Raw genomic sequence first — 26,765 nt, forward strand, 5'->3', positions numbered from 1 at the left:
GTGGGCCGGTTTGTGCCCACCCGTTCCGCCCTTGCGGAACGCCTGCCCACAAACCGGCTGCTGCCCTATCCGTGGTGCGGGAAGCCCAGGTCGACGCCGCCGTCCGCCGGGTCCGGCCAGCGGGTGGTGACGACCTTGCCGCGGGTGTAGAAGCGGACTCCATCGTTCCCGTAGATGTGGTGGTCGCCGAAGAGCGAGTGCTTCCAGCCACCGAAGGAGTGGTAGCCCACCGGCACCGGGATGGGCACGTTGACGCCCACCATGCCCGCCTCGACCTCCAGTTGGAAGCGGCGTGCCATGCCTCCGTCGCGGGTGAAGATCGCGGTGCCGTTGCCCCACGGCGAGGCGTTGACGATGGCCAGGCCCTCCTCGTACGTCTCGGCGCGCAGCACGCACAGCACCGGGCCGAAGATCTCGTCGCGGTAGGCGTCGGCGTCGGTCGGCACCTTGTCGAGCAGGGACAGGCCGATCCAGTGGCCGGCCGCGTATTCGACGGAACCCGGACCGCTGAAGCCCGTGCCGTCGAGGACGACCTCCGCGCCCTGGGCCGCGGCGCCCGCCACGTAGGCGGCGACCTTGTCGCGGTGGTCCTTGGTGATCAGCGGGCCCATCTCCGAGGCGGGGTCGTCCCCCGGGCCGATCTTGATCTTCTCGGCGCGTTCACGGATCTTCGCCACCAGCTCGTCCCCGGTGCCGCCGACCGCGACGACCGCCGAGATGGCCATGCAGCGCTCGCCCGCCGAGCCGTAGGCGGCGGAGACGGCGGCGTCCGCGGCGGCGTCGAGGTCGGCGTCGGGCAGCACCAGCATGTGGTTCTTGGCGCCGCCGAGGGCCTGGACGCGCTTGCCGTTGGCGGAGGCGGTGGTGTGGATGTACCGGGCGATGGGCGTGGAGCCGACGAAGGAGACGGCGGCGACGTCCGGGTGCTCCAGGAGCCGGTCGACGGCGACCCGGTCGCCGTTGACGACGTTGAGGACGCCGTCCGGCAGCCCGGCCTCGGCGGCGAGCTCCGCGAGACGGATCGCGGACGAGGGGTCCTTCTCGCTGGGCTTGAGGACGAACGTGTTGCCGCAGGCGATGGCGAGCGGGAACATCCACATCGGCACCATCGCCGGGAAGTTGAACGGCGTGATGCCCGCGACGACACCGAGCGGCTGGCGGATCGCGGAGACGTCCACCCGGCTGGAGACCTGCGTGGACAGCTCGCCCTTGAGCTGCTGGGTGATGCCGCAGGCCAGCTCCACGACCTCCAGGCCGCGCGCGACCTCGCCCAGGGCGTCGGAGTGGACCTTGCCGTGCTCGGCGGTGATCAGCCGGGCGAGTTCCTCGCGGTGGGCGTCGAGCAGGGCGCGGTAGCGGAAGAGCACCGCCGTGCGCTGCGCCAGGGAGGAGCCGCCCCAGGTGCCGTAGGCGGCCTTGGCGGCGGCCACGGCCGCGTCGACCTCCTCGGCGGTGGCGAACGCGACGCGCGTGGTGACGACGCCCGTGGCCGGGTCGGTGACCGGCCCGTACGTGCCCGAGGTGCCCTCGACGGACTTGCCGTCGATCCAGTGGTTGACGGTCTTCATCTCTACTGCGACCTCTCTTGCCTCAAAGGCCTTACGTCAAAGGTAACGACGGCGGGCGGCTGCGTTGCGGTCGTACTCCTCCCGGGCCGACACGGCCGCCGGGCGGGTCGCGGTCTCGGCGACGGGCACATCCCACCACGCCTGGGCGGGGGGCGCCCCGGACACAGTGTCGGCCGTTTCGGTCTCCACGTAGACACATGTGGGCCGGTCGGCGGCGCGTGCCTCCGCCAGCGCGGCGCGCAGCTCGTGGGCGGTGCGGGCACGGAGCACGCTCATGCCGAGTGAGGCGGCGTTGGCCGCCAGGTCGACCGGCAGCGGGGCGCCGGTGTACGTGCCGTCGGGCGCGCGGAAGCGGTAGGCGGTGCCGAAGCGCTCGCCGCCGACGGCCTCCGAGAGGCCGCCGATGGAGGCGTAGCCGTGGTTCTGCACCAGGATCACCTTGACCGGGATGCCCTCCTGCACGGCGGTGACGAGCTCGGTGGGCATCATCAGGTACGTCCCGTCGCCGACCAGCGCCCATACGGGCAGGCCGGGTGCGGCCAGGGCGACGCCGATGGCGCCGGGGATCTCGTAGCCCATGCAGGAGTAGCCGTATTCGAGGTGGTACTGGCGGCGGGAGCGGGTCCGCCACAGCTTGTGGAGGTCGCCGGGGAGGGAGCCCGCCGCGTTGACGATCACGTCCTCGTCGCCGACGACGGAGTCCAGCGCGCCGAGCACCTGCGCCTGGGTGGGCCGGGCGCCGTCGCCCCGGCCGTCGTCCGGGGCGTACGCGCGGGCGACGGTCGTCTCCCACTCGGCCTTCCCGGCGGTGTACGCGCTGGCGTACGCGTCCGGCACGCGGTGTCCCGCGACGGCCTCCGTGAGCGCCTCCAGGCCGCTGCGGGCGTCGGCGACGAGCGGGAGCCCGGCGAGCTTGTGGGCGTCGTACGGGGCGATGTTGAGGTTGACGAAGCGGACGTCCGGGGCGGCGAAGAGGGTCGCGGAGGCGGTGGTGAAGTCGCTGTAGCGGGTGCCGACGCCGATGACGAGGTCCGCGGCGCGGGCGAGGGCGTCGGCGACGGCCGTGCCGGTGTGACCGATGCCGCCGACGTCCGACGGGTGGTCGTGGCGCAGCGAACCCTTGCCCGCCTGGGTGGAGGCGACGGGGACGCCGGTGGCGTCGGCGAACGCGCGCAGCGCGTCCTCGGCCTCGCTGTGGTGGACGCCGCCGCCCGCGATCAGCAACGGCCGGCGGGCGGCCCGTACGGCCCTTGCGGCCGCCGCCAGTTCGGCCGGGTCGGGGGCGGGGCGGCGGACGTGCCAGACGCGGTCGGCGAAGAACTCCTCGGGCCAGTCGTACGCCTCGGCCTGGACGTCCTGGGGCAGGGCGAGGGTGACGGCCCCCGTCTCCACCGGGTCGGCCAGGACGCGCATGGCGGCGAGCGCGGCGGGGATCAGCGCCTCGGGGCGGACGATCCGGTCGAAGTACCGGGAGACGGGGCGCAGGCAGTCGTTGACGGAGACGTCGCCCGCTCCGGGGTGCTCGAGCTGCTGGAGGACGGGGTCGGCGGGGCGGGTGGCGAAGGTGTCGCCGGGCAGGAGCAGCACTGGGACGCGGTTGATCGTGGCGAGGGCCGCGCCGGTGACGAGGTTGGTGGCGCCGGGGCCGATGGAGGTGGTGACGGCGTGGGCGGAGAGCCGGTCGCGGTGGCGGGCGTAGCCGACGGCCGCGTGGACCATGGCCTGTTCGTTGCGGCCCTGGAGGTACGGGAGTTCGTCGCCGGTCTCCAGCAGGGCCTGCCCGATCCCGGCGACGTTGCCGTGGCCGAAGATGCCCCAGCAGGCGGCGACGAGCCGCTGCTGCCGGCCGTCGCGCTCGGTGTACTGGTGGGCGAGGAACGCGACGAGGGCCTGGGCGACGGTGAGGCGTCGGGTCGATCGGGACAGTCGGGTCATCGGTCCCCTCCTGGGCGGTCGTCCGGCCGGCCCGGGCGCTCCGGGCCGTAGAGCGGAAGTCTCGGGTCCACGGGCTGGTCCGGCCAGGTGCCGCGGATCCAGGCGTGGTCGGGGTGGTCGCGAATGAGCCACTCCCGCTCGGGGCCGGGGCCGGCCATCACGTTGAGGTAGTACATGGCGTGGCCGGGCGCGGCGATGGACGGGCCGTGCCAGCCGTCGGGGATCAGCACGGCGTCGCCCGTGCGGACCTCCGTGAGGACGTCCGTCCCGCCGTCGCGGGACGGCGACACCCGCTGATAGCCGAGGCCGGGGGTGCCGCCGGGGCCCTCGGCGATCTCGAAGTAGTAGATCTCCTCCAGCCTGGACTCCCGGCCGGGGAGGTGTTCGTCGTGCTTGTGAGGCGGGTGGGACGACCAATTGCCGCCCGGGGTGAGGACTTCGACGGCGATGAGCCGGTCGCACTCGAAGGTGTCGGCCGCGGCGAAGTTGTTGACCTGCCGGGAGCAGGCGCCCGTGCCGCGCAGCTCGACGGGAACGTTCTCGGCGGGGCCGTAACGGGCGGGGAGCCGGCGCTCGCAGCGCGCCCCGGCGAGGGCGAACCGGCCGCCCGCCGGGGAGGTCAGCGTGACGTGCGCGTCGCGCGGGGCGTAGGCGAAGTCGGTGACGGCGGTGAAGACGCCACCGGGACGGCCGTGGAGTTCGAAGGTCTTCCCCTCCGTCCGGACCGTGCAGCCGCCGCTGAGCGGCAGCATGATCCATTCGCTGTCGCCGGTCTCGAAGGTGTGAGTGCCGTTCGGGGGCAGGGTGAGGACGCGGAGGGAGGAGTGGGACCAGCCGGCGGATTCGGGGGTGATGGTGAGGTCGAGGAAACTCACAGCAGCCCCACCGCCGTGTCCACGGCCGCCGCCACATCCCCGTCCGCCGGATACAGCAACGCCCGCCCCACCACCAGCCCCTGCACCGTCGGCAGCCTCAGCCCCGACCGCCATCGTTCGTACATCGCGTCCTGGTCGTCCCCCACGTCGCCGCCCAGCAGCACCGCCGGCAGCGTGGACGTCTCCATCACCCGCGCCATGTCGGCGGCGTCGTCCGTGACCGGCACCTTCAGCCAGGTGTACGCGGACGTCGCGCCCAGGCCCGACGCGATGGCGATGGACTTCGTGACGGCCTCGGCGCTCAGGTCGTTACGGACCCGGCCGCCGACCCTCCGTGAGATGAAGGGCTCGACGAAGACCGGAAGCCGTCGCTCCGCCATGTCGTCGATGGCGCGGGCGGCGGAGACCATCGTGGCGAGCGAGCCGGGGTCGTCGTGGTCGATGCGCAGCAGCAGCTTGCCCGCGTCGAAGCCGCGCCGGACGAGGTCGTCCGCGCGCGGCCCCGTGAAGCGGTCGTCCATCTCGAACGCGGCGCCGACGAGGCCGCCGCGGTTCATCGAGCCCATGACGACCTTGTTCTCCAGCGCACCCAAAAGCAGCAGGTCGTCGAGGATGTCGGAGGTGGCGAGGACGCCGTCGACACCGGGGCGGGAGAGGGCCAGGCACAGGCGTTCCAGCAGGTCGGCGCGGTTGGCCATGATCAGGGGCCGGCCGCCGGCGTCGAGCGCCCCGCGCGCCGTGTGGTCGGCGGCGACGATCATCAGCCGGCCGCTGTCGCCGACGAGAGGGCGCCGCCCCCGCCGGGCGGCGGCCTCGGCGATGGCCTCGGGATGGCGGCTGCGCACGCGCGGCAGGTCGGCGATGCGGACGGTCACCGGACGTCCGCCTTACCGGCGGTGCCGGTCAGCAGCGCCGTCACCTCGTCCTCCGTCGGCATCGCGGACGAGCAGGCGAGCCGCGAGGCGACGATCGCCCCGGCGGCGTTGGCGTAGCGCGTCACGCGTCCGAGGTCCCAGCCGGCGAGCAGCCCGTGGCAGAGCGCGCCGCCGAAGGCGTCGCCGGCGCCGAGGCCGTTGACGACCTCGACCTCCACCGGGGCCGCCTCGGCGACGGTGCCGTCGCGGTGGACGGCGAGGACGCCCTTCGGGCCCCGCTTGACCACGGCGAGTTCGGCCCCGGCCGCGAGGAGCGCCCGCGCCGCCGCGTACGGGTCCCGCTCGCCCGTGGCGACCTCGCACTCCTCGGCGTTGCCCACGGCCACCGTCGCGTGGGCGAGGGCCCGCTCGTACCAGGGCCGGGCGGCGGCCGGGCCCTCCGGCCAGAACATCGGCCGCCAGTCGAGGTCGAAGACGGTGATCCCACTCCTCTTCCGCTCCCGGAGCGCGGCGAGCGTCGCGCCGCGGCTGGGCTCCTCGCTCAGGCCCGTGCCGGTGATCCAGAAGATCCGGGCGGCGCGGATGGCGGCCAGGTCCAGCTCGGCGGTGTGGATCTCCAGGTCCGGAGCCTTGGGGCGGCGGTAGAAGTACAGCGGGAAGTCGTCCGGCGGATGGATCTCGCAGAAGGTCAGGGGCGTGGGGTAGGCGGCCACGGGCGTCACCCAGCGGTCGTCGACGCCGAAGCGGCGCAGCTCGTCGTGGAGGTAGCGGCCGAAGGGGTCGTCGCCGGTGCGGCTGACGAGGGCGGTGCGGCGGCCGAGCCGGGCGGCGGCGACGGCGACGTTGGCCGCCGAGCCGCCGAGGAACTTCCCGAAGGTGTCGGCCTCGGCGAGCGAGACCCCGGTCCGCAGCGGGTAGAGGTCCACCCCGAGCCGGCCCATGGTGATGAGGTCGTAGGGACCGGTCATGGTCTTCCCCTCCGCGCGTCGGCACGATCCGGGGCCCAGGTCTAGCCGGGCGCGGACACCCATGTCAAGCATTTGTCCTTACATACGGACGTCCGCACGGCACGGCCCCTCCCTCGCGTATTGACGTTACGTCCTTATGTCCGGACGTAGCCTTGACACTCCCCGGCCCACCCGGGAGGCTACGGGCAACCCCAGCCCTTGTCCGGTCAGCGCCGACCGGCGAGAGGAGAGTCGCCGCATGGACAGCGTCCGCGCCCACGACCGCAGCCCGTCACCGCCTCCCCCGCCGGCCCGGATCCGCGTCGGCTCCGCGCCGGACTCCTGGGGCGTGTGGTTCGCCGACGATCCGGACCAGTTGCCCTGGCGGCGCTTCCTCGACGAGGTGTCCGAGGCGGGCTACGAGTGGATCGAACTCGGCCCGTACGGCTATCTGCCCACCGATCCGGCCCGGTTGCGCGAGGAGACCGGGAGCCGGGGCCTCAAGGTGTCGGCGGGCACGGTCTTCACCGCCCTCCACCGCGGGCCGGCGGTCCGGGAGGAGACGTGGGAGCAGGTCTCGCGCGTGGCCGCGCTGGCGCGGGACACGGGCGCGAGCCACCTCGTCGTCATCCCCGCCTTCTGGCGGGACGACAAGACCGCCGCGGCCCTGGAGAGCCCCGAGCTGACCGCCGATCAGTGGCGGGCGCTGACCACCGGGACGGAACGGCTCGCGGCCGAGGTGCGCGACGCCTACGGGCTCTCCCTGGTCGTCCACCCCCACGCCGACACCCATATCGCCACCGAGGAGCACGTCGAGCGCTTCCTCGACGCCACCGACCCCACGCTGGTGAGCCTCTGTCTGGACACCGGGCACTACGCCTACTGCGGCGGCGACAGCGTCAAGCTCATCAAGACCTACGGGGAACGCATCGGATACCTCCACCTCAAGCAGGTGGACCCCGTGATCCTGGCCGACGTCGTCGAGCGGGGCACGCCCTTCGGCCCGGCCGTGCGGCAGGGCGTGATGTGCGAACCGCCGCGCGGCGTACCGGCGCTGGAGCCCGTACTGACGGCCGCCCAGGGGCTGGGCGTCGACCTCTTCGCCATCGTCGAGCAGGACATGTACCCCTGCCCGCCCGACAAGCCCCTGCCCATCGCCCGCCGCACCCGCGCCTTCCTGCGCTCCTGCGGCGCGTGACCGCGCCCATCCGCACGGCTGCCCCCACCCGCACCACCATGCGCACCAGCACCGAGGAACACGCAATGACGCAACACGGAACGCTCGGCGTGGCCGTCATCGGCACCGGCAGGATGGGCGCCGACCACGTCCGGCGCCTCGACGAGGCCATCAGCGGGGCGCGGGTGACCGCCGTCGTCGACATCGACCCGCGCCGCGCCGAGGCGGCGGCCGCCCGCGTCGACGGCTGCGCCGCCCACACCGACCCGGCCGCCGCCATGGCCGCGGCCGGCGTGGACGCCGTGCTCATCGCCTCTCCCGGGCCCGCCCACGAGGAGGCCCTGCTGGAGGCGTTCGCGCGGGGCCTGCCCGTCCTGTGCGAGAAGCCCCTCACCCCCGACTCCGCCTCCGCGCGCCGGGTACTGGACGCGGAGACCCGGCTGGGGCGCCGGCTGGTCCAGGTCGGCTTCATGCGCCGCTACGACAGCGAATACCAGCGGTTGAAGGCGCTCCTGGACGCGGGAGACCTCGGGCGCGCGCTGATGCTCCACTGCACGCACCGGAACGTCTCGACGCCGCCCGGCTATACGAGCCAGATGACGATCAACGACTCGGTCGTCCACGAGATCGACGCCACCCGCTGGCTGCTGGGCGAGGAGATCACCGCCGTCACCGTGCTGCGGCCCACCCCCTCCTCCGGCGCCCCGGAGGGGCTGAGCGACCCCCAGCTCGTGCTGTTCGAGACGGAGGGGGGCGCGGTGGTCGACGTCGAGATCTTCGTCAACTGCGGCTTCGGCTACCAGGTGCGTTGCGAGGCCGTCGGCGAGCACGGCACCGCGCGGATCGGCGACGCGCACGGGCTGACCGTCCAGGCCGCCGGGCGGTGGGGCGGGGAGATCGCGCAGGACTTCGTCACGCGCTTCCGGGACGCCTACGACCGCGAGGTCCAGGCCTGGGTGGACGCCGTGCGGCGCGGCGGGACGGCGGGGCCGAGCGTCTGGGACGGCTACGCGGCCGCCGTGGTCTGCGAGGCGGCGGTCCGGGCCCAGACGACCGGCGGGCGCGTCCCGGTCGTCCTCCCCGAGCGCCCCGCCCTCTACGCCGCCCCGCCGCGATGAGCGGCGGGCTGCGCGTCGCGCTGCTCGGCGCCGGGCGGATCGGCCGACGGCACGCCGCCCGGCTGACGGCGACCCCGGGCGTCGCCGACCTGGTCGTCGCCGACGCCGAACCCCGGCGCGCGGCGGCCCTCGCGGAGGCCGTGGGGGCCCGCCCCGCCCGCACGGTGGGCGAGGTCTTCACCTCGGCGGGCGTGGACGCCGTGGTCATCGCCACCGCGACCGCCTCCCACGCGGCCCTGATCACCCGTGCGGCCCGCGCCGGGCTGCCCGCGTTCTGCGAGAAGCCCGTCGCGCCGGACCTGGCGGGCACGATCGCCGCGCTGCGCGAGGTGGAGGCGGCGGGCACCCTGCTCCAGATCGGCTTCCAGCGGCGCTTCGACGCCGGGTTCCTGGCCGCGCGCGAGGCGCTGCGCTCGGGGGCGCTGGGGCGGGTGCACACCATCCGGTGCGTGACCTCCGACGCGGCACCGCCGCCCCCGGACTTCCTGCCGCTGTCCGGCGGACTGTTCCGCGACTGCATGGTCCACGACTTCGACGCCGTCCGCTGGCTGACCGGCCGGGAGGTGACGGAGGTGTACGCGCGGGGGTCGAACGGCGGCGCGGCCTTCTTCCGCGAGGCCGGCGACGTGGACACCGCGGCGGCCCTGCTCCTCCTCGACGACGGCACGCTCGTCACAGCCACCGCCACCCGGTACAACGGCGCCGGCTACGACGTGCGCGTGGAGCTGTCCGGGGAGCGCGACCAGTGGGTCGCCGGGCTGGACGACCGGGCGCCGCTGACCTCCGCCGAGCCCGGCGGCCCGGCCGCCCCTCGGCGGCCCTGGGCGGACTTCCAGGAGCGCTTCGAGGACGCCTTCCGGGCCGAGCTGGCGGCGTTCGTCCGGGCCGCGCGGGGCCGCGCGCCCAACCCCTGCCCGGGGGCGGAGGGATTGCGGGCCCTCCACATCGCCGAGGCGTGCGAGGTCTCCCGGCGGGAGGCCCGGCCGGTCCGCCTGGCCGACGTCGGCTGATCACCCCCGCCCCTGCCGGCCCGCTGTTACCAAGTCACCTTCCTGTTACGAGCGTCACATCAGCGCGAGCCTTCCGTCACAGAAGTCCGACAGGCCCTCGCGGATGGTCACTCTCCGTCGTTCCCGGGGCGAGGCTCAAGCGACCGAGAACGGCCGCGCCGCAGCTCCCCGACGGACCCCTCCTCCGTGGCTGCGCCGCGGCGGAGAGGCGAGAGATGACCGACCGTCGGCTCTGGTCCTACCGGGAGATCGCGGCGCACATCGGCGTGCAGACCGACACCGTGCGCTCGTACCGGAAACACGGACTGCTGCCCGTTCCGGACCTCCACGAGCGCGGCAAGCCCTACTGGTTCGCGGACACCATCCGTGACTGGGTGACCCGGCGCCCCGGTTACCGCGACCGCCGCCCGAAGAAACCTTGATTCCGCCGGTTCCCACCCCTCGGAATACCCCCGGGGGGTAAGGTGATCCCGGTATCGGCAGAAGCCCTGCGCAGCCCACTTCCGAGGAGTACGCCCATGAGCACCACCACCGTCTACAAGGTGTCCGGCATGACCTGCGGCCACTGCGAGTCCGCGGTGCGCGAGGAGGTCTCGGCGCTCGCCGGCGTGAGCGCGGTCGAGGCCGTGGCCGCCACCGGCCTGGTGACGATCACCGCCGCCGAGCCGCTGGACGACGAGGCGGTCCGCGCCGCCGTGGACGAGGCCGGATACGAACTGTCCGGCCGCGCCTGAAGCACCCCCGGCGCGAAGCACCTTCACAGAATCACCACAAGGAGCCTCTTGCCCTTTTACACCCCTTATGCCTGGAGACCTAGATCACAGCGATTGGGGGGTAACCATCGAGGGGGGGCATTGGTCTAACCAGGCAGTGCTGGATCGTCTTGGGGGACGAACCGGCCACGCGTGGCCGGGGCACGTACCCGGGGAGCTTTGAGCGGCCCTCCCGTACGTACGCGTCCCGGCAGATCGCGTCCGCCGGCTCCCGGCCGGATCCCGTGGGGGGAATCCGCGCCGGGGCAGGGAAGCGCCTCGCTCCGACCCGTGGGGGGATCGGAGTCGGGGCGCTTTTCATTGCCCGACGCTTTTCCTTGCCCGCATACGCGAGAGGCGCCCCGCACCGGACGGTGCGGGGCGCCTCTCGTACGCCTGTGGAGCGGCTCCGTGGAGCGATCCGGCTAGCGGCGCTCGACGGGGACGAAGTCGCGCTCGACGACGCCCGTGTAGATCTGGCGCGGGCGGCCGATGCGGGAACCCGGCTCCTTGATCATCTCGTGCCACTGGGCGATCCAGCCGGGCAGCCGGCCGAGCGCGAACAGCACGGTGAACATCTCCGACGGGAAGCCCATGGCCCGGTAGATCAGACCGGTGTAGAAGTCCACGTTCGGGTAGAGGTTGCGCGAGACGAAGTAGTCGTCGTTGAGCGCGTGCTCCTCGAGCTTGAGCGCGATGTCGAGCAGCTCGTCGCTCTTGCCCAGGGCGGAGAGGACGTCGTGCGCCGCGGCCTTGATGATCTTCGCGCGGGGGTCGAAGCTCTTGTAGACCCGGTGCCCGAAGCCCATCAGGCGGACGCCGTCCTCCTTGTTCTTCACCTTGCGGATGAAGGCGTCGACGTCGCCGCCGGAGGCCTGGATGGACTCCAGCATCTCCAGGACGGCCTGGTTGGCGCCGCCGTGCAGCGGGCCCCACAGGGCGTTGATGCCCGCGGAGATCGACGCGAAGAGGTTGGCCTGCGAGGAGCCGACCAGGCGCACGGTCGAGGTGGAGCAGTTCTGCTCGTGGTCGGCGTGGAGGATCAGCAGCTTGTCCAGGGCGCTGACGACGACCGGGTCCAGCTCGAACTCGGCGGCGGGCACCGAGAAGGTCATGCGCAGGAAGTTCTCGACGTAGCCGAGGTCGTTGCGCGGGTAGACGATCGGGTGACCGATCGACTTCTTGAACGCGTACGCCGCGATCGTCGGCAGCTTGGCCAGCAGCCGGATCGTCGACAGGTGACGCTGCTTCTCGTCGAACGGGTTGTGGCTGTCCTGGTAGAAGGTCGACAGCGCGCTGACCACGGAGGACAGCATCGCCATCGGGTGGGCGTCGCGCGGGAAGCCGTCGAAGAACCGCTTGACGTCCTCGTGCAGCAGCGTGTGCTGGGTGATCTCGCCCTTGAAGGTCGCCAGCTCGTCGACGGTGGGCAGCTCGCCGTTGATCAGCAGGAACGCGGTCTCGAGGAACGAGCTGCGCTCGGCCAGCTGCTCGATCGGGTAACCGCGGTAGCGCAGGATGCCCTGCTCGCCGTCGAGGTAGGTGATCGCGGATTTATAGGCGGCGGTGTTGCCATAGCCGGAGTCCAGGGTCACCAGACCGGTCTGGGCACGCAGCTTGCCGATGTCGAAGCCCTTGTCGCCGACAGTGCTGTCGACCACCGGGTAGCTGTACTCGCCGTCCCCGTACCGCACTACTACAGAGTTGTCGCTCACGTCATCCCTCACCGACGTTGTGCCTCTTCTTCGAGGTGCCCTGACTACCCCTACCTTCCCCCATTTGGACGATGTACGTGCACTCGGGGTCGGCCATAGGGCCCAAGGACGGCACTCAGTGCCGCCCAGCCTGCCCATCCTGCCCCCTTCGCCCTGATTGGTAAACCGTTCAGAGACGAACACCACCTTCCGCGAGCCGGAAGTCCAGCGCCGTACAGCGCCGCCCCGCCGAGACCGTGCGCACCGCCTGACCCAGGGCACGCCGTGACCCCACCAGCACCACGAGCTTCTTCGCCCTGGTGACAGCGGTGTAGAGAAGGTTGCGCTGAAGCATCATCCAGGCACCCGTGGTGACGGGGATCACCACCGCCGGGTACTCGCTGCCCTGGGAGCGGTGGATGGTCACCGCGTAGGCGTGGGCGAGCTCGTCGAGCTCGTCGAAGTCGTAGCCGACCTCCTCGTCCTCGTCGGTGCGCACGGTCAGCCGCTGCTCGACCTCGTCCAGCGCCGTGACCACGCCGACCGTGCCGTTGAAGACGCCGTTCTCGCCCTTCTCGTAGTTGTTGCGGATCTGGGTGACCTTGTCGCCGACGCGGAAGACGCGGCCGCCGAAGCGGCGCTCGGGCAGGTCGGGGCGGGCGGGTGTGATGGCCTGCTGGAGCAGCCCGTTGAGGGTGCCGGCGCCGGCCGGGCCGCGGTGCATGGGGGCCAGCACCTGGATGTCGCGGCGCGGGTCGAGGCCGAATCTCGCGGGGACGCGCCGGGCCGCCACGTCCACCGTCAGCCGGCCCGCCTCCTCGGTGTCCTCCTCGACGAAGAGGAAGAAGTCCGCCATGCCCTGAGTGATGGGCTGGACGCCGGAGTTGATGCGGTGGGCGTTGGTGACCACGCCGGACTGCTGGGCCTGCCGGAAGATCCGGGTGAGCCGGACCGCCGGGACGGGGCTGCCGGGGGCCAACAGGTCGCGCAGCACCTCCCCGGCGCCCACCGACGGCAGCTGGTCCACATCGCCGACCAGCAGCAGGTGCGCGCCCGGGGCGACGGCCTTCACCAGCTTGTTGGCCAGCAGCAGGTCCAGCATCGACGCCTCGTCGACGACCACCAGATCGGCGTCCAGCGGCCGGTCCCGGTCGTAGGCGGCGTCGCCGCCGGGCTTGAGCTCCAGGAGCCGGTGGACGGTGGAGGCGTCGGCGCCGGTGAGCTCGGCGAGCCGTTTGGCGGCGCGGCCGGTGGGCGCGGCCAGCACCACCTTGGCCTTCTTGGCCCGGGCCAGCTCCACCACGGACCGGACGGTGAAGGACTTGCCGCAGCCCGGGCCCCCGGTGAGGACGGCGACCTTGCTGGTGAGCGCGAGCCGGACCGCCTCCTGCTGCTCGGGCGCCAGCTCGGCCCCCGTGCGCCCCGCGAGCCACGCCAGGGCCTTGTCCCACTGGACGTCCCCGAAGGCCGCCAGACGGTCGTCCGGGGCCTTCAGCAGCCGGGTCAGCTGGGCGGCTAGGGAGAGCTCCGCACGATGGAAGGGGACCAGGTAGACGGCGGTGACCGGCTCCCCTCCGTCGGGCCCGGGCACTCTCTCGCGGACCACTCCCGCGCCGTCCGGCCCGTCCTCCGCCAGCTCGGCCAGGCAGTCGATGACCAGCCCCGTGTCGACCTGGAGCAACTTCACCGCGTCCGCGATCAGTTGTTCCTCGGGGAGGAAGCAGTGCCCCTGGTCGGCGGACTGGGACAGGGCGTGCCGCAGACCGGCCTTGGCCCGCTCGGGGCTGTCGTGCGGGATGCCGACCGACTGGGCGATGCGGTCGGCGGTGAGGAAGCCGATGCCCCACACGTCGGCCGCCAGCCGGTAGGGCTCCTCGCGGACGACGGTGATGGAGGCGTCGCCGTACTGCTTGTAGATGCGCACGGCGATGGAGGTGGAGACGCCGACGCCCTGGAGGAAGACCATGACCTCCTTGATGGCCTTCTGCTCCTCCCAGGCGGCCGCGATCGACCTCGTCCGCTTGGGGCCCAGGCCGGGCACCTCGATCAGGCGCGCGGGCTCCTTCTCGATGACGTCGAGGGTGTCCGTGCCGAAGTGGACGACGATGCGGTCGGCGATGCGCGGCCCGACGCCCTTGATCAGGCCGGAGCCCAGATAGCGGCGGATGCCCTGGATCGTGGCGGGCAGGACGGTGGTGTAGTTCTCCACGGTGAACTGCCTGCCGTACTGCGGGTGGGAGCCCCAGCGGCCCTCCATGCGCAGCGACTCGCCCGGCTGCGCGCCGAGCAGGGAGCCGACCACCGTGAGCAGATCACCGCCGCCGCGCCCGGTGTCGACGCGCGCGACCGTGTAGCCGCTGTCCTCATTGGCGTAGGTGATCCGCTCCAGGACACCTTCGACCACAGCCAGTTGCACCATGCCCCGACGGTACCGCCGAGGACCGACAGGGCGTTCGGGCCTGTGGATAGCCACCATTCCGCTTCCAGCGGGCATCCACTGGGGCCGGTCGGGGCGCGCATGATTCGAGGGGCCCGGTCCGACGACCGGGCCCCTCGCGCTCCCCCCTGAACGGGCCTCCTCCGAATCCCCCCGGATCCCTCCCCGGGAAGCCCGATGTCCAATACGACCCTCGGAGGCTCCGCAGGGTTGCACCGATTTCAAGCTGTTATCAATCCGTTACTTACCGTAGGGAACCCCTGTTCGCCCCCCATCCCTCTCCCTGACGACGCCCACGCATTTCCCACGCCCCCACGGGGAAGCCCAAGAGGCATGAAGCTGGCCTTTTCGACCCTCGGCGTCCCCGGGATGCCGCCCCGCGACGTGGTGCGGCTCGCCGCCACCTGCGGTTACGACGGCGTGGAGCTGCGCGCCCACCCCGAGGAACCCGTGCACCCGGGCATCTCCGCCGCGCAGCGGGCGGCGGTGGCCCTGGAGTTCGCGGACGCGGGCGTGACCGTCCTGGCCGTGGCCGGGTACGCCCAAGTGGCCGCCGCCGGGCCCGACGAGCCGGTGCTGGCGGAGCTCGCCGAGCTGGTCCGGCTGGCGGGGGACCTCGGGGCGCCGTACGTACGGGTGTTCCCCGGCGGGGGCGAGCGGCCGGCGGAGGAGGCCGACGCGGCGGCCGCCCGCAGGCTCGGCTCGATCGCCCCGCTCGCCGCCGACACGGGCGTCCGCGTGCTGCTGGAGACCCACGACTCGCACCGGCGGGCCCAGGACGCCGTGCGCGTGCTGGGGCCCGTGGGGCACCGCAGCGTGGGCGCCCTCTGGGACCTGCTGCACACCTGGCTGGGCGGCGAGCAACCGGCCGTCAGCCTCCCGGCGCTGGCTCCCCATCTGGGCTATGTGCAGGTGAAGGACGTCGCCTCGGCGGAGGACACCGCCCCGCTGCCGCTCGGGGCGGGAGTGCTGCCCCTGGGCGCCTGCGTCCGCGCCCTCAGCCACGCGGGCTGGGACGGCTGGCTGAGCTGGGAGTACGAGAAGCGCTGGCATCCGCGGTCGGCCGGTTTCCCTCAGCTGGCGGCGGCGGGAGCGGAGTACCTGCGGGGACTGCTCGCCGCCGCCCCGCGAGCGACGTGAGGGCGACGCCGCCCACCAGCAGCAGCGCCGCGCACCAGCGCAGCGGGCTCACGTGCTCGCCCAGCAGCAGCGCCGCCGAGGACATGCCGAACACCGGCACCAGCAGCGAGAAGGGCGCGACGACCGACGCGTCGTAGACGCGCAGCAGGTATCCCCACGCGCCGAAGCCGAGCAGCGTGCTCACCCAGGCGACGAACAGCAGGGCGCCGACTCCGGTCCAGTCCAGGGAGCGCAGCGCCTCGGCGTCGGCGGCCGGTCCCTCGAACACGAGGGAGAGCGCCAGCAGCGGCAGCACGGGCACGGTGCTGATCCACACGGTGAAGCGCAGGGCGTCCGGGGGCGATGCCTTGCGAGTGAGGACGTTGGACACGCCCCAGAAGGCCGCCGCGCCCACGACCAGGGCGAAGCCGGTCAGCGGGCCGGAGGTGCCCTCGTCCACGGCGGCGACCGCGATGCCCGCCAGGGCCACGGCCATGCCCAGCAGCCTGCCGCGGCCGGGGCGTTCCGCCAGGGCGAGCGCGGCGAACAGGGCGGTGAAGACCGCCTGGGCCTGGAGGACCAGCGAGGACAGCCCGGTGGGCATCCCGGCGTGCATGCCGACGAACAGCAGCCCGAACTTGCCGACGCCGAGCGCCAGTCCCACCCCGATGATCCACCGCCACTTCACCGGGGGCGGGCCGGCGAAGAAGACGGCGGGCACCGCCGCCGCGAGGAAGCGCAGCGCGCAGAAGAGCAGGGGCGGGAAGTGGTCGAGGCCGACGTGGATGACGACGAAGTTGACGCCCCAGAGGGCGGCGACCGCGACGGCCAGGGCGAGGTGCTGAGGACGCATGTGACGAGGATCCGATGCGTCAACCATGTAGCACCAGCACATGTTTCTTCATGATGGGATTCAGCAACGCTCAACATTGGGGGTCAAAGGACCATGCTGGACCTGTCCCGTCTGCGCGCGCTGCACGCCGTCTCCGTGCACGGCTCCGTCAGCGCGGCGGCCGTCGCCCTGGGCTACACGCCCTCGGCGGTGTCGCAGTCGATCACGAAGCTGGAGCGGGAGACCCGCACCACCCTGCTGGAGCGCCGGGGGCGCGGGATCGCGTTGACCGACGCGGCGGTCCGGCTGGCGGAGGCGGCGCACGAGCTGCTGACGCTCGTCGAACGGGCGGAGACCGAGCTGGAGGAGCGGCGCGGGCTGCCGACGGGCCGGCTGACGATCGGGGCGTTCGCGTCGGCCGCGCGCGGGCTGCTGCCCGGAGTGCTGGCCGCGCTGGCCCAGGCGCACCCGTCCCTGGACACCCGGCTGGTCGAGGTCGACCCCCACCTGTCCGTGGGGCTCGTGGAGCAGGGCGTGCTCGACCTGACCGTCACGTTCGAGTGGGACATCTCGCCGCTGCCCGTGCCCGAGGGCCTGGAGCGGATACGGATAGGCGCCGACCTCTGCGACATCCTGGTGCCCGAGGGCCACGCGCTCGCCGGGCGCGACCGGCTGTGCCACGCGGATCTGGAGGGGCAGCGCTGGATCAGCCAGCCGCCCGGCACGGTCTGCCACGACTGGCTCGTACGGACGCTGCGCGCGTCCGGGGACGAGCCGGACCTCGCCTATCAGGCCGCCGAGAACCACACCCACGTCGCGCTCGTCGCGGCGGGCCTGGGCATCGCCATGGCCCCCCGGCTCGGACGCGGCCCACTGCCCCCCGAGGTCGTGGCGCTGCCCCTGGAGCCCGTGCCCGTACGCCACCTGTTCGCCTACTGGCGCAAGGGCGCCGCCCGGCGCCCCGCGATACGTGAAACGGTGCGCATGCTGCGCGAGCAATGGCCGGACCGATCGTTTTGAGCAACCGCTCAAAACGTATGATGAATGCTCTTCGAGGGGGCGGCGGATGTCAGTGGAGACCAAGGAACGGCTGATCACCGCGGCGGGCACGGTCCTGCGCACCCAGGGGTACGGCAAGGCCAGCGCGCGGACCATCGCCAAGGAGGCCGGCGTCAACTCGGCGTTGGTCTTCTACCACTTCGGCGGCGTCGACCCCCTGCTGTTCGCCGCTCTCGACCGCTCCTCCGCCGAGCGGATGGCGCGCCACACCGCCACCGTCGCGGACGCGCGCACCCTGGAGGAGCTCGCCGAACGGGCCACCGTCATCTACCGCGACGACCTGGAGGGCGGCCACATCACCCTGCTCTCCGAGCTCGTCGCGGCGGCCGTCGCCAAGCCGGAGCTGCGCGAGGAGATCCGGGTGCGGGTCGAGCCGTGGATGGCGTTCATGGAGGAGACCCTGGAGCGGGTCATCGGCGGCACCCCCCTGGCCCGGCTCACCCCGCCGCGCGACCTGGCCAACGCCGCCGTCGTCTTCTACCTCGGGGTGAACCTCTTCACGGTGCTGGACGCCGACCGCACCCGGACGGAATCGGTCTTCGGGATGGTCCGGCGGCTCGCGCCCCGCGCCGGGCTGCTGGCCCGGCGCGTCCCCGTGCGCTTCGGCCGGGCGCGCGGCTTCGGCAGGGCACGGCGCCGGGCCGGCTGACCCGGTGCGCCGCCGCACACGAACCGCTCCGGCGCGGAACCGCTCCGGCGCGCGGCCCGTCCAAGGGGCGTGCTGCCGCCGGTCCCCGCAGAGCGGTACCGGCCCCGCCGTACCGACGGCGCGGGCCACTCCCTCTCCGCCGCCTGTGGCCGGTAGCGCGCCGCCGCCGGTCACACCCCCTCCACCACGCCGGCGGCGGACGCCGGCGGGCGGGAGTGGGGCGCGCGGTCACCCTCCGCGAACCCTCCCGCACGCCTGGCGTGCGCCGGTGGCCGTCGGGTAACTCTGGACGCTCGGTTGGTGGGTTGGGGGAGATCATGCGCCATCGCGCGCTACCGAAGGCGCTGTTCGCGTTCGCCGTGCTGTGCGGGTTCGGGACCCTCGTCGGCTGTCAGCTCCAGGGGCGCCCCGGCGCGGAGATCGTCACCCAGGGCGGGCAGTCCGGTCAGGTCGGACAGGGAGGACAGGGCGGCGGACAGGCCGCGCCCGAACGGGCCGATCCGGGCCGGAGCACCACCTTCCTGGCCCAGGGGTCGTGCGCGGGCCGGGGCCGGACGGGCTTCACCGAGCTGGACTGCGACGACGAGCGCGCCACCGCCGACGTCCTCGCCCGCTACTACGGCCCGCAGGAGGACGGTCCACGCTGCCCCGACAACACCGACTTCGTGCTGCACATCACGGCGGTCAACGCCGGCACGTCGGAGTCGGAGAGCGCCCCCGAGGGCTACGCCTGCATGCGTAATCTGCGCCCGCCGCACCCGGGCGACCCCGGCATGGGCGGCGGCCCGCTGACGGTGGCGGGCGACTGCGTGTACCCCGAGCGGCACGGGGTCGTGAAGGAGACGGCCTGCGACGGTTCGCAGAGCCACGCGCCGGAGTTCCGGGTGGACTCGACGGTGCGCACCCGCGACGACTGCCCGCCCTCGACAGACCTGTACGTACAGGTCGGCGGCGGGCGCCCCGTGGGGTGCGCCCGCCGCCTCTAGCCTCGCCTGTACCTACGGCCGGTGGTTACGGCCGGAGCGTGGACTGCCGCTCCACGGTCTGCTTGTCGAGCTTGGCGTTGAAGGGCGCCAGCGGCTTGGCCAGCTTGTCGTCCTTCTGCACGGCGGCGTTCGCGACACCGGCCCAGCGCAGCACCTCGGCCGTGGCCACGGCCCGCTCGTCGGCGACGAGCTGGGAGATGTTGGAGCCGTGGTTGCCGCCCGGCGCGTAGAAGCGGTGGTCGTGGCGGGCCGCGGCGTTCCTGCCGAGGCGGAACGGCTCCGAGCTCCACGGGTCGTTCTGCCCGTAGACGAACAGCATGTTCCGGCTCTCCTCGCGCACCCAGCGGTCGACGTCCGCCATGGCGCCCGGCCGGAACTTCATCGGGATGTCACGCGGCACATAGGTGCGCGGCTTGTAGCTGTCGGGGTACCGCAGCAGGCCCTTGAGGTGGGCGAACTTGGGGCTGGGCGAACCCAGTTCGGTGCCCGCCTGGTAGTAGTACGGCGTGAACCGCTCCAGGCCCTGGTCGGTGTAGCCGTCGAAGCCGGAGATCTCGTCGATGAACTTGTACAGCTCGTCCGTCGACGCCTTGGTCGCGGGCACGGTCTTGCAGTCGCTCTGCAGGTGGTACTGCCAGAACGCCCACACCAGGTCCATGACGACGTTCTCGTAGGCCTTGTCGGCGCTGCCGACGGTCTTGAAGGTCTTGCCGTTCTCGTCGGCCCACTTCTGGTAGCGGGCGACGATCTCGTCGCGGCGGACGAGGGCCTCGCGCTGCACCGAGTTCAGCTGGGTGCGGCAGGCCTGGTCGCCGACGGTCGCGAAGAACCGGTCGTAGGCCGAGTCCTCGTCGTTGACCACGTCGTTGGGCGCGACGTAGGCGACGGTGCCGTTCATGTCCTTGGGGAAGAAGCGGCGGTAGTACGTCGCCGTCATGCCGCCCTTGCTGCCGCCGGTGGCCAGCCAGTTCTTGTTGTAGACCGGCTTGAGGGCCTCGAAGAGGCGGTGCTGGTCGTTGGCGGCCTGCCAGATGTCGAGCTTGGACCAGTCGGCGGGCTGCGGCCGGGACGGCGTGAAGAAGCGGTACTCCATCGACACCTGGTTGCCGTCGACGATCCGGGTCGGCTCGCTGCGCGACGGGGTGGTGTTGACGTTGTAGCCGGAGGTGAAGAAGACCGTCGGCCGGTCGGTGTTCTTGTGCAGCAGCGTGAAGCGCTGCTCGAACGTGCCCTTCGACGGGTTCCGGTGGTCGACCGGCTGCCGATAGGTCATCACGAGGTAGCGGTAGCCCTCATAGGGCTTCTCCTCGACGAAACTCATCCCCGGGATCTTCAGGACGCGTTCCTTGATGTCCGCATCGGTGGCGGTCCCCGCCGCCCCCGCCACCGCGCTGCCGGCGCCGACCGTCCCGATGGACATGGTCAGCGCCAGCAGGGCTCTGACGACCTTGCGCATGTGCCCTCCCCTGGTTTCGCGAAAGTCGCCGCGAACCTACCTGGGCAACATCCGCCACGCCAGAGTCGAGCCGGAGTGATCTTGCTCCCTCTGTCCGGCCGCCCCCGGCCTCAGACCGCGACCGTCTCGCCGGTGAACGTCCGCCACAGCGCCGCGTACCGCCCGTCCAGCGCCAGCAGTTGGGCGTGGGTGCCGTCCTCGACGACCCGGCCGCCGTCCAGGACCACCACGCGGTCCGCGCGCGCGGCGGTCGTCAGGCGGTGCGCCACCACGAGCGTCGTACGGCGCCCGGCCAGCCGGTCGGTGGCCTGGTTGACCAGCGCCTCGGTGGCCAGGTCCAGAGCGGCGGTGGCCTCGTCCAGCAGCAGGACGTCCGGGGCCACCAGCTCGGCGCGGGCCAGGGCGATCAACTGCCGCTGCCCGGCGGAGAGGTTGCGGCCGCGCTCGGCGACCTCGTGGAGATAGCCGTCGGTCAGCGTGGCGATCATCTCGTGCGCCCCGACCGCCCGCGCGGCCGCCTCGACCTCGGCGTCGCTCGCGTCCGGCCGGCCGTAGGCGATCGCGTCGCGCACGGTGCCCGGGAAGAGGTACGACTCCTGCGGGACGACGCCCAGGCGGTGCCGGTAGGAGACCGGGTCCAGCTCGCGCAGGTCGTGACCGTCGACGCGGACGGCGCCGGAGACCGGGTCGTAGAACCGCGCGACCATCTTCACCAGCGTGGACTTGCCCGCGCCCGTCTCGCCCACGAAGGCCACCGTCTGCCCGGCGGGGATCGTCAGCCGTATCCCGGCCAGCGCCTCGCCCTTCTCGCCGCCGTACCGGAAGCGGACGTCGTCGAAGACGACCTCGCCCTTGAGCTCCCGCACCTCGCGCGGCCGCTCGGCCACCGGCGTCGTCGTCGGCTCGCGCAGCAGCCCCTGCACCCGGCCCAGCGACACCGTCGCCTGCTGGTAGCCGTCGAAGACCTGGGAGAGCTGCTGGACGGGCGCGAAGAACAGGTCGATGTAGAGCAGGTACGCCACCAGGGCACCCGTCGTCAGCGTCCCGTCGCCCACCCGGCCCGCGCCCACGATCAGCACGGCCGCCGCCGCGACGGACGACAGCAACTGGACGAACGGGAAGTACACCGATATCAGCCACTGGCCGCGCACCCGCGCCTGCCGGTACTCGGCGCTGCGCTCGGCGAACCGCCGGGCGCCGGACTCCTCGCGGCGGAACGCCTGCACGACGCGCAGCCCGGCGACGCTCTCCTGCAGGTCGGCGTTGACGGAACCGACGCGCTCACGGGCCAGCTCGTACGCCTTGACGCTCTGCCTGCGGAAGAAGACCGTGCCGACGACCAGCGGCGGCAGCGTGGCGAAGACGACCAGGGCCAGCTGGACGTCGATGACGACGAGCGCGACGAGGATGCCGAAGAAGGTGAGGACGGAGACGACGGCGGTGACCAGACCGGTCTGGAGGAACGACGACAGGGCGTCGACGTCCGTCGTCATCCGCGTCATGATCTTGCCGGTGAGCTCGCGCTCGTAGTAGTCGAGCCCGAGCCGCTGGAGCTGGGCGAAGATCTTCACGCGCAGGGCGTAGAGGACGCGCTCGCCCGTGCGTCCCGTCATCCGGGTCTCGCCGACCTGCGCCGCCCACTGTCCGAGGACGACGAGCAGGGCGAGCCCCGAGGCCGCCCAGACGGCGCCGAGCGCCAGGCGCTGGACGCCCTGGTCGATGCCGTGCCGGATCAGGACGGGCAGCAGCAGGCCCGCGAGCGCGTCGACGGCCACCAGCAGCAGGCTCACCGCCAGCGGCCCGCCGAAGCCGCGCAGCAGCTGCCGCAGGCCGTACGACTCCTCGACCCGGGCGGCGTGCTCCTCGTCGACGTCCGGGGTGTCGTCGGCCGGGGGCAGCGCCGCCACCCTGGCGAGCAGCTCCGGCGTCGCGGGCATCCCGGCGAGCGCGCCGTGCTCCCGCGCGGGGTCGTCGGCGGCCTTGCGGACCCACAGGTGCGGGGTGACGCCGTCGACGGCACGACGCTGTCCGTCGACGGCCGTGACGGGCTCGACGAGCCCGGTGGCGAGCGCCTCGCCGCCGAAGGCGGGCACGGCGCCCGCCGGGTCGTGCGGGACGCCCGCGAGCTCGTCGGGGTCCGTCAGCAGCTCGCGGTAGCGCGCGCAGCGCGCCTGCAGCTCCTCGGCCGTGCCCACGTCGACGAGGCGGCCGCCGTCCAGGACCGCGATGCGGTCGGCCAGCGCGAGGGTCGAGGCCCGGTGGGCGATCAGCAGGGTCGTACGGCCCGCCATGACGCCGCGCAGGGCCTCGTGGATCTCGTGCTCCACCCGGGCGTCGACCGCCGAGGTCGCGTCGTCCAGGAGCAGCAGCCGGGGGTCGGTGAGGATGGCCCGGGCCAGCGCGACGCGCTGGCGCTGGCCGCCGGAGAGGGTGAGGCCCTGCTCGCCGACCTTGGTGGCGTATCCGTCGGGCAGCGCGGAGATGAAGCCGTCCGCCTGGGCGGCCCGGGCGGCGGTCCGGATCTGCTCGTCCGTGGCGTCGGGCACGCCGTAGGCGATGTTGTCGCGGATGCTGTCGGAGAACAGGAAGCTGTCCTCCGGCACGAGCCCGATGGCGGCGCGCAGCGAGGACAGCGTCAGCTCGCGGACGTCCTGCCCGCCGACGCGCACGGCGCCGCCGGTGACGTCGTAGAAGCGCGGCAGGAGCAGCGCGAGGGTGGACTTGCCACTGCCGGAGGCGCCGACGACGGCGACGGTCTCGCCGGGCTCGACGCGCAGGGTGACGCCGTCGAGGACCGGGCGGCGGGGGTCGTAGCCGAAGGTGACGTCGTCGAACTCGACGGTGGCGGGGGCGTCCGCGGGCAGCTCGCGGGCGTCGGGGCGCTCCTGGACCGCCGGCTCGGTGTCGATGAGCTCCAGGACGCGCTCCACGCCGGCGCGGGCCTGCTGGCCGACCGTGAGGACCATGGTGAGCATCCGCACCGGGCCCACCAGCTGGGCGAGGTAGGTGGAGAAGGCGACGAAGGTGCCGAGGGTGACCTGGCCGCGGGTGGCCATCCAGCCGCCGAGGGCGAGCATGGCGACCTGGCCGAGGGCGGGCACGGCCTGCAGGGCCGGGGAGTAGCGGGAGTTCAGCCGGACGGCGCGCATCCGCCCGGCGAAGAGCCGGTGGCCGACCTCGCGGAGCTTGCCGGCCTCCTGGGCCTCCTGGCCGAAGCCCTTGACGACGCGGACGCCCGTGACGGCGCCGTCCACGACGCCGGCGACGGCGGCGGCCTGGCCCTGGGCGTACCAGGTGGCGGGGAAGACCTTGGCGCGGCTGCGCCGGGCGATGTACCAGAGGGCGGGGGCGACGGCGAGCGCGACGACGGTCAGCAGCGGGGAGAGGGCGACCATCACGATGAGCGAGATGACGAAGAGGAGGATGTTGCCGATCATCATCGGCAGCATGAACAGCAGGCTCTGGACGAGCTGGAGGTCGCTGGTGGCCCGGCCGACGACCTGCCCGGTGGAGAGCTCGTCCTGCCGTTTGCCGTCGAGGCGGGCGATCGCCGCGTGCATCTCGGTCCGCAGGTCGTGCTGGACGTCGAGGGCGAGGCGTCCGCCGTAGTAGCGGCGGACGTAGGTGAGGCCGTAGACCACCACCGCGGCGACGACCAGCAGGGTCGCCCAGGGGGCGAGGGGGCGCTGATGGCTGCCTATGACGTCGTCGATGATGAGCTTGGGTATGAGGGGGACGAGCGCCATGACGGCCATCCCGGCGAGGGAGGAACCGAGCGCCAGCAGCACCGCTCCGCGGTAGCGCCAGCAGTACCCCGTGAGCCGCCTGGCCCAGCCCTGTCCGGTCGTGTCCGTCGCGGCCACCCGAGACCTCCGCTGTCTCCCGCTCCCTGTTCTGACGGAAGGCCCCAACGCTCTGGGCTGCGGATTTCATCCCGCCGCAATGAAACGGGGACGTTTTCGGGCGCCCGGAGGGGGCGCGCGGCGTCGTTTACCGCGCGCCCTTCGCCCGGGTACGGCGTATGCCCGTCACATGCCGGGGACGAACTGGAGCAGCAGATCGATGAGCTTGATGCCGAGGAACGGGGCGACGAGCCCGCCCAGGCCGTAGACGCCGAGATTGCGGCGGAGGAGCGCGTGGGCGGACGAGGGGGCGTAGCGGACTCCGCGCAGGGCGAGCGGGATGAGGGCGACGATGACGAGCGCGTTGAAGATGATCGCGGAGGCGATGGCGGAGGTCGGGCTGTGGAGGCCCATGACGTTGAGTTTCTCCAGGCCCTGGTAGCCGGCCACGCCGCCGAACATGGCGGGGACGATCGCGAAGTACTTGGCGACGTCGTTGCAGATGGAGAAGGTGGTGAGCGCGCCTCGGGTGATCAGGAGCTGTTTGCCGACCTCGACGATCTCGATGAGCTTGGTGGGGTCGGAGTCCAGGTCGACCATGTTCCCGGCCTCCTTGGCGGCGGAGGTGCCGCTGTTCATGGCCACGCCGACGTCGGCCTGGGCCAGGGCGGGGGCGTCGTTGGTGCCGTCGCCGGTCATGGCGACGAGGTTGCCGCCCGCCTGCTCGGCCCGGATGCGGGCCAGCTTGTCCTCGGGTGTGGCCTCGGCGATGAAGTCGTCGACGCCGGCCTCGGCGGCGATGGCCTTGGCGGTGCGCGGGTTGTCGCCGGTCACCATGACGGTCTTGATGCCCATGGCGCGGAGTTCGGCGAATCTCCGGCCGATTCCGGGTTTGACGACGTCCTTCAAATGAACGGCGCCCAGCACCCGGATGCCGTCCGGGTCCTCGACCGCGACCAGCAGGGGGGTGCCGCCTTCCGCCGCGATGGAGTCGGCGATCCAGTGGGCCTCCTCGGGCACGTGCCCGCCGCGCCGGGCGACCCAGTCGGCGACCGCGCGCCCGGCGCCCTTGCGGATGCGGCAGAAGTCCCCGTCGAAGGAGAAGTCCACCCCGCTCATCCGCGTCTGCGCGGAGAAGGGCACGAACCGGCCGTGGGTGAAGTCGGCGCTGTGGTGGCGGATCCCGTGCCGTTCGGCGAGTTCGACGATGGAGCGGCCTTCGGGGGTCTCGTCGGCGAGCGAGGAGAGCTGGGCGGCGTCGGCGAGGAGGTCGTGGGCGATGCCCTTGACGGGGACGAAGGCGGTGGCCCGCCGGTTGCCGTGGGTGATGGTGCCGGTCTTGTCCAGCAGCAGGGTGCTGACGTCGCCCGCCGCCTCGACGGCCCGGCCCGACAGCGCGATGACGTTGCGCTGGACGAGGCGGTCCATGCCGGCGATGCCGATGGCGGAGAGCAGCGCGCCGATGGTCGTGGGGATCAGGGTGACGAGCAGGGCGACGAGCACGGTGATGCTCTGCGGGGCGCCCGACCAGCTCGCCATGGGCTGGAGCGAGACCACCGCCAGGATGAAGATCACGGTGAGCGAGGCGAGCAGGATGTTGAGCGCCAGCTCGTTGGGGGTCTTCTGCCGGCTGGTGCCCTCGACCAGGGCGATCATGCGGTCGAGGAAGGTGTTGCCGGCGCGGGAGGTGATCCGTACGACGATCCGGTCGGAGAGCACCGTGGTGCCGCCGGTGACGCCGGCCCGGTCGCCGCCCGCCGCGCGGATCACCGGCGCGGACTCGCCGGTGATCGCCGACTCGTCCACGGCCGCGACGCCGTCGACGACCTCGCCGTCACCCGGCACGAGCTCGCCGGCCTCGACGACCACGAAGTCGTAGGGCCGCAGTTCGGCGGCCGGAACCCGCTCCTCCTCCCAGTCCCGGCGGTCCATGCTCACCTTCCAGGTGCGCAGCCGCCGGGCCGTGGTGGTGCTCCGGGTGCGCCGCAGCGACTCGGCCTGGGCCTTGCCCCGGCCCTCGGCGACGGCCTCGGCGAGGTTGGCGAAGACGACGGTGAGCCAGAGCCAGACGCTGATCAGCCAGGTGAAGACGGACGGGTCGAGGACGGCGGAGAGCGTGGTGAGGACGGAACCGGTCTCGACGACGAACAGCACGGGGTGCCGGACCATCACCCGGGGGTGGAGCTTGCGGACGGCGTCCGGGAGACAGGCGACGAGCTGCTTGGGGTCGACGAGACCGCCGGCGACGCGGCGGTGGCGGTTCCGGGCGATTCGTCCGGGGGCGCGGTACAGCATCAGCGGAGTGGCCTTCGACGGGTCGGCGAGGTGGAACGATCACCTCACCCAACCGTCCGGGCACACACCGTGGCCGTTCCCTTACGCGCCTTTGTCACGCCCCGGCCCGGGACTTACGCGGTTTTGACGCCCCTGCCCC

Annotated in this window: 19 protein-coding genes and 1 pseudogene; 9 read left to right on the forward strand and 11 right to left on the reverse strand. The window is 72.7% G+C overall.

Annotation, left to right across the window (positions count from 1 at the left end; genetic code table 11):
* Positions 1 to 65: 65 nt before the first annotated feature.
* From EKH77_RS11025 to iolC, 5 genes are read right to left on the reverse strand one after another with little or no spacing between them, the layout of a single operon-like run.
* Positions 66 to 1,568 (reverse strand): CoA-acylating methylmalonate-semialdehyde dehydrogenase, encoded by a 1,503-nt coding sequence (locus EKH77_RS11025; RefSeq protein ID WP_126914227.1) that lies wholly within the window; start codon positions 1,566 to 1,568, stop codon positions 66 to 68.
* A gap of 36 nt (positions 1,569 to 1,604) precedes the next feature.
* Positions 1,605 to 3,503 (reverse strand): 3D-(3,5/4)-trihydroxycyclohexane-1,2-dione acylhydrolase (decyclizing), encoded by a 1,899-nt coding sequence (iolD, locus tag EKH77_RS11030; RefSeq protein ID WP_126914228.1) that lies wholly within the window; start codon positions 3,501 to 3,503, stop codon positions 1,605 to 1,607.
* Positions 3,500 to 4,378, reverse strand: coding sequence for a 5-deoxy-glucuronate isomerase (iolB, locus tag EKH77_RS11035; RefSeq protein ID WP_240667307.1), 879 nt, complete (start codon positions 4,376 to 4,378; stop codon positions 3,500 to 3,502). Before iolB ends, iolD begins: the two co-directional genes overlap by 4 nt.
* Positions 4,375 to 5,253 (reverse strand): Cgl0159 family (beta/alpha)8-fold protein, encoded by an 879-nt coding sequence (locus EKH77_RS11040; protein ID WP_126914230.1) that lies wholly within the window; start codon positions 5,251 to 5,253, stop codon positions 4,375 to 4,377. The genes iolB and EKH77_RS11040 overlap by 4 nt, the downstream gene beginning before the upstream one ends.
* The gene (iolC, locus tag EKH77_RS11045) at positions 5,250 to 6,221 is read right to left on the reverse strand and encodes a 5-dehydro-2-deoxygluconokinase (RefSeq protein ID WP_126914231.1); all 972 of its coding nucleotides are present in this window, start codon (positions 6,219 to 6,221) and stop codon (positions 5,250 to 5,252) included. The genes EKH77_RS11040 and iolC overlap by 4 nt, the downstream gene beginning before the upstream one ends.
* A gap of 238 nt (positions 6,222 to 6,459) precedes the next feature.
* On the opposite strand from iolC, the gene EKH77_RS11050 reads away from it, so the two are divergent.
* The 5 genes from EKH77_RS11050 (at position 6,460) to EKH77_RS11070 (ending at position 10,239) form a co-directional block, all read left to right on the forward strand.
* Positions 6,460 to 7,398 carry a sugar phosphate isomerase/epimerase family protein gene (locus tag EKH77_RS11050; RefSeq protein ID WP_126914232.1) on the forward strand — a complete coding sequence of 313 codons (939 nt, stop codon included), beginning with the start codon at positions 6,460 to 6,462 and terminating at the stop codon, positions 7,396 to 7,398.
* 65 nt (positions 7,399 to 7,463) lie between these two features.
* Positions 7,464 to 8,495 (forward strand): Gfo/Idh/MocA family protein, encoded by a 1,032-nt coding sequence (locus EKH77_RS11055; RefSeq protein ID WP_126914233.1) that lies wholly within the window; start codon positions 7,464 to 7,466, stop codon positions 8,493 to 8,495.
* Between the two features lie 8 nt (positions 8,496 to 8,503).
* The gene (locus EKH77_RS11060) at positions 8,504 to 9,505 is read left to right on the forward strand and encodes a Gfo/Idh/MocA family protein (protein ID WP_206280011.1); all 1,002 of its coding nucleotides are present in this window, start codon (positions 8,504 to 8,506) and stop codon (positions 9,503 to 9,505) included.
* Between the two features lie 215 nt (positions 9,506 to 9,720).
* Entirely contained in the window at positions 9,721 to 9,927 is a 207-nt protein-coding gene (locus EKH77_RS11065) for a MerR family transcriptional regulator (protein ID WP_126914235.1), read from the forward strand.
* Positions 9,928 to 10,023: 96 nt separating this feature from the next.
* A complete protein-coding gene (locus tag EKH77_RS11070; RefSeq protein ID WP_126914236.1) occupies positions 10,024 to 10,239 on the forward strand; it encodes a heavy-metal-associated domain-containing protein in 216 nt (71 codons plus the stop codon).
* Between the two features lie 443 nt (positions 10,240 to 10,682).
* On the opposite strand, the gene EKH77_RS11075 is transcribed toward EKH77_RS11070, so the two are convergent.
* Positions 10,683 to 11,972, reverse strand: coding sequence for a citrate synthase (locus tag EKH77_RS11075; RefSeq protein ID WP_126914237.1), 1,290 nt, complete (start codon positions 11,970 to 11,972; stop codon positions 10,683 to 10,685).
* A gap of 169 nt (positions 11,973 to 12,141) precedes the next feature.
* A complete protein-coding gene (gene recD2, locus EKH77_RS11080; protein WP_126914238.1) occupies positions 12,142 to 14,370 on the reverse strand; it encodes an SF1B family DNA helicase RecD2 in 2,229 nt (742 codons plus the stop codon).
* Positions 14,371 to 14,721: 351 nt separating this feature from the next.
* Here recD2 and EKH77_RS33735 point away from each other — a divergent pair.
* A pseudogene (locus EKH77_RS33735) lies at positions 14,722 to 15,504 on the forward strand (sugar phosphate isomerase/epimerase family protein); the annotation flags it as partial.
* Here EKH77_RS33735 and EKH77_RS11090 read toward each other — a convergent pair.
* Positions 15,386 to 16,360, reverse strand: coding sequence for an EamA family transporter (locus EKH77_RS11090; protein ID WP_126914240.1), 975 nt, complete (start codon positions 16,358 to 16,360; stop codon positions 15,386 to 15,388). The pseudogene EKH77_RS33735 and the gene EKH77_RS11090 sit on opposite strands and share 119 nt — an antisense overlap.
* 93 nt (positions 16,361 to 16,453) lie before the next feature.
* Here EKH77_RS11090 and EKH77_RS11095 point away from each other — a divergent pair, with 93 nt between their 5' ends.
* From EKH77_RS11095 to EKH77_RS11105, 3 genes are all read left to right on the forward strand, one after another.
* Positions 16,454 to 17,359 carry a LysR family transcriptional regulator gene (locus EKH77_RS11095; RefSeq protein WP_126914241.1) on the forward strand — a complete coding sequence of 302 codons (906 nt, stop codon included), beginning with the start codon at positions 16,454 to 16,456 and terminating at the stop codon, positions 17,357 to 17,359.
* A gap of 46 nt (positions 17,360 to 17,405) precedes the next feature.
* The gene (locus tag EKH77_RS11100; RefSeq protein ID WP_126914242.1) at positions 17,406 to 18,047 is read left to right on the forward strand and encodes a TetR/AcrR family transcriptional regulator; all 642 of its coding nucleotides are present in this window, start codon (positions 17,406 to 17,408) and stop codon (positions 18,045 to 18,047) included.
* Between the two features lie 317 nt (positions 18,048 to 18,364).
* On the forward strand, positions 18,365 to 19,033 hold the full coding sequence (locus tag EKH77_RS11105; protein ID WP_240667308.1) for a hypothetical protein: 669 nt from the start codon (positions 18,365 to 18,367) through the stop codon (positions 19,031 to 19,033).
* A gap of 25 nt (positions 19,034 to 19,058) precedes the next feature.
* Here the strand turns inward: EKH77_RS11105 and EKH77_RS11110 are convergent, their stop codons facing one another.
* From EKH77_RS11110 to kdpB, 3 genes are all read right to left on the reverse strand, one after another.
* Positions 19,059 to 20,489 (reverse strand): S28 family serine protease, encoded by a 1,431-nt coding sequence (locus EKH77_RS11110; protein ID WP_126914243.1) that lies wholly within the window; start codon positions 20,487 to 20,489, stop codon positions 19,059 to 19,061.
* A 110-nt stretch (positions 20,490 to 20,599) separates the two neighbouring features.
* Positions 20,600 to 24,352 (reverse strand): ABC transporter ATP-binding protein, encoded by a 3,753-nt coding sequence (locus EKH77_RS11115; protein WP_126914244.1) that lies wholly within the window; start codon positions 24,350 to 24,352, stop codon positions 20,600 to 20,602.
* 165 nt (positions 24,353 to 24,517) lie between these two features.
* On the reverse strand, positions 24,518 to 26,626 hold the full coding sequence (gene kdpB / locus EKH77_RS11120) for a potassium-transporting ATPase subunit KdpB (protein ID WP_126914245.1): 2,109 nt from the start codon (positions 26,624 to 26,626) through the stop codon (positions 24,518 to 24,520).
* Positions 26,627 to 26,765: the final 139 nt, after the last annotated feature.

Source organism: Streptomyces luteoverticillatus, assembly GCF_003970715.1.
GTDB lineage: Bacteria > Actinomycetota > Actinomycetes > Streptomycetales > Streptomycetaceae > Streptomyces > Streptomyces abikoensis.

Excerpts from the sequence above, each read along its gene's own strand:
- EKH77_RS11025 (WP_126914227.1), bottom strand. The coding sequence starts at position 1,568 with ATGAAGACCGTCAACCACTGGATCGACGGCAAGTCCGTCGAGGGCACC.
- iolD (WP_126914228.1), bottom strand. The coding sequence starts at position 3,503 with ATGACCCGACTGTCCCGATCGACCCGACGCCTCACCGTCGCCCAGGCC.
- iolC (WP_126914231.1), bottom strand. The coding sequence starts at position 6,221 with ATGACCGGTCCCTACGACCTCATCACCATGGGCCGGCTCGGGGTGGAC.
- EKH77_RS11050 (WP_126914232.1), top strand. The coding sequence starts at position 6,460 with ATGGACAGCGTCCGCGCCCACGACCGCAGCCCGTCACCGCCTCCCCCG.
- EKH77_RS11055 (WP_126914233.1), top strand. The coding sequence starts at position 7,464 with ATGACGCAACACGGAACGCTCGGCGTGGCCGTCATCGGCACCGGCAGG.
- EKH77_RS11065 (WP_126914235.1), top strand. The coding sequence starts at position 9,721 with ATGACCGACCGTCGGCTCTGGTCCTACCGGGAGATCGCGGCGCACATC.
- EKH77_RS11070 (WP_126914236.1), top strand. The coding sequence starts at position 10,024 with ATGAGCACCACCACCGTCTACAAGGTGTCCGGCATGACCTGCGGCCAC.
- recD2 (WP_126914238.1), bottom strand. The coding sequence starts at position 14,370 with ATGGTGCAACTGGCTGTGGTCGAAGGTGTCCTGGAGCGGATCACCTAC.
- EKH77_RS11090 (WP_126914240.1), bottom strand. The coding sequence starts at position 16,360 with ATGCGTCCTCAGCACCTCGCCCTGGCCGTCGCGGTCGCCGCCCTCTGG.
- EKH77_RS11095 (WP_126914241.1), top strand. The coding sequence starts at position 16,454 with ATGCTGGACCTGTCCCGTCTGCGCGCGCTGCACGCCGTCTCCGTGCAC.
- EKH77_RS11100 (WP_126914242.1), top strand. The coding sequence starts at position 17,406 with ATGTCAGTGGAGACCAAGGAACGGCTGATCACCGCGGCGGGCACGGTC.
- EKH77_RS11105 (WP_240667308.1), top strand. The coding sequence starts at position 18,365 with ATGCGCCATCGCGCGCTACCGAAGGCGCTGTTCGCGTTCGCCGTGCTG.
- EKH77_RS11110 (WP_126914243.1), bottom strand. The coding sequence starts at position 20,489 with ATGCGCAAGGTCGTCAGAGCCCTGCTGGCGCTGACCATGTCCATCGGG.
- kdpB (WP_126914245.1), bottom strand. The coding sequence starts at position 26,626 with ATGCTGTACCGCGCCCCCGGACGAATCGCCCGGAACCGCCACCGCCGC.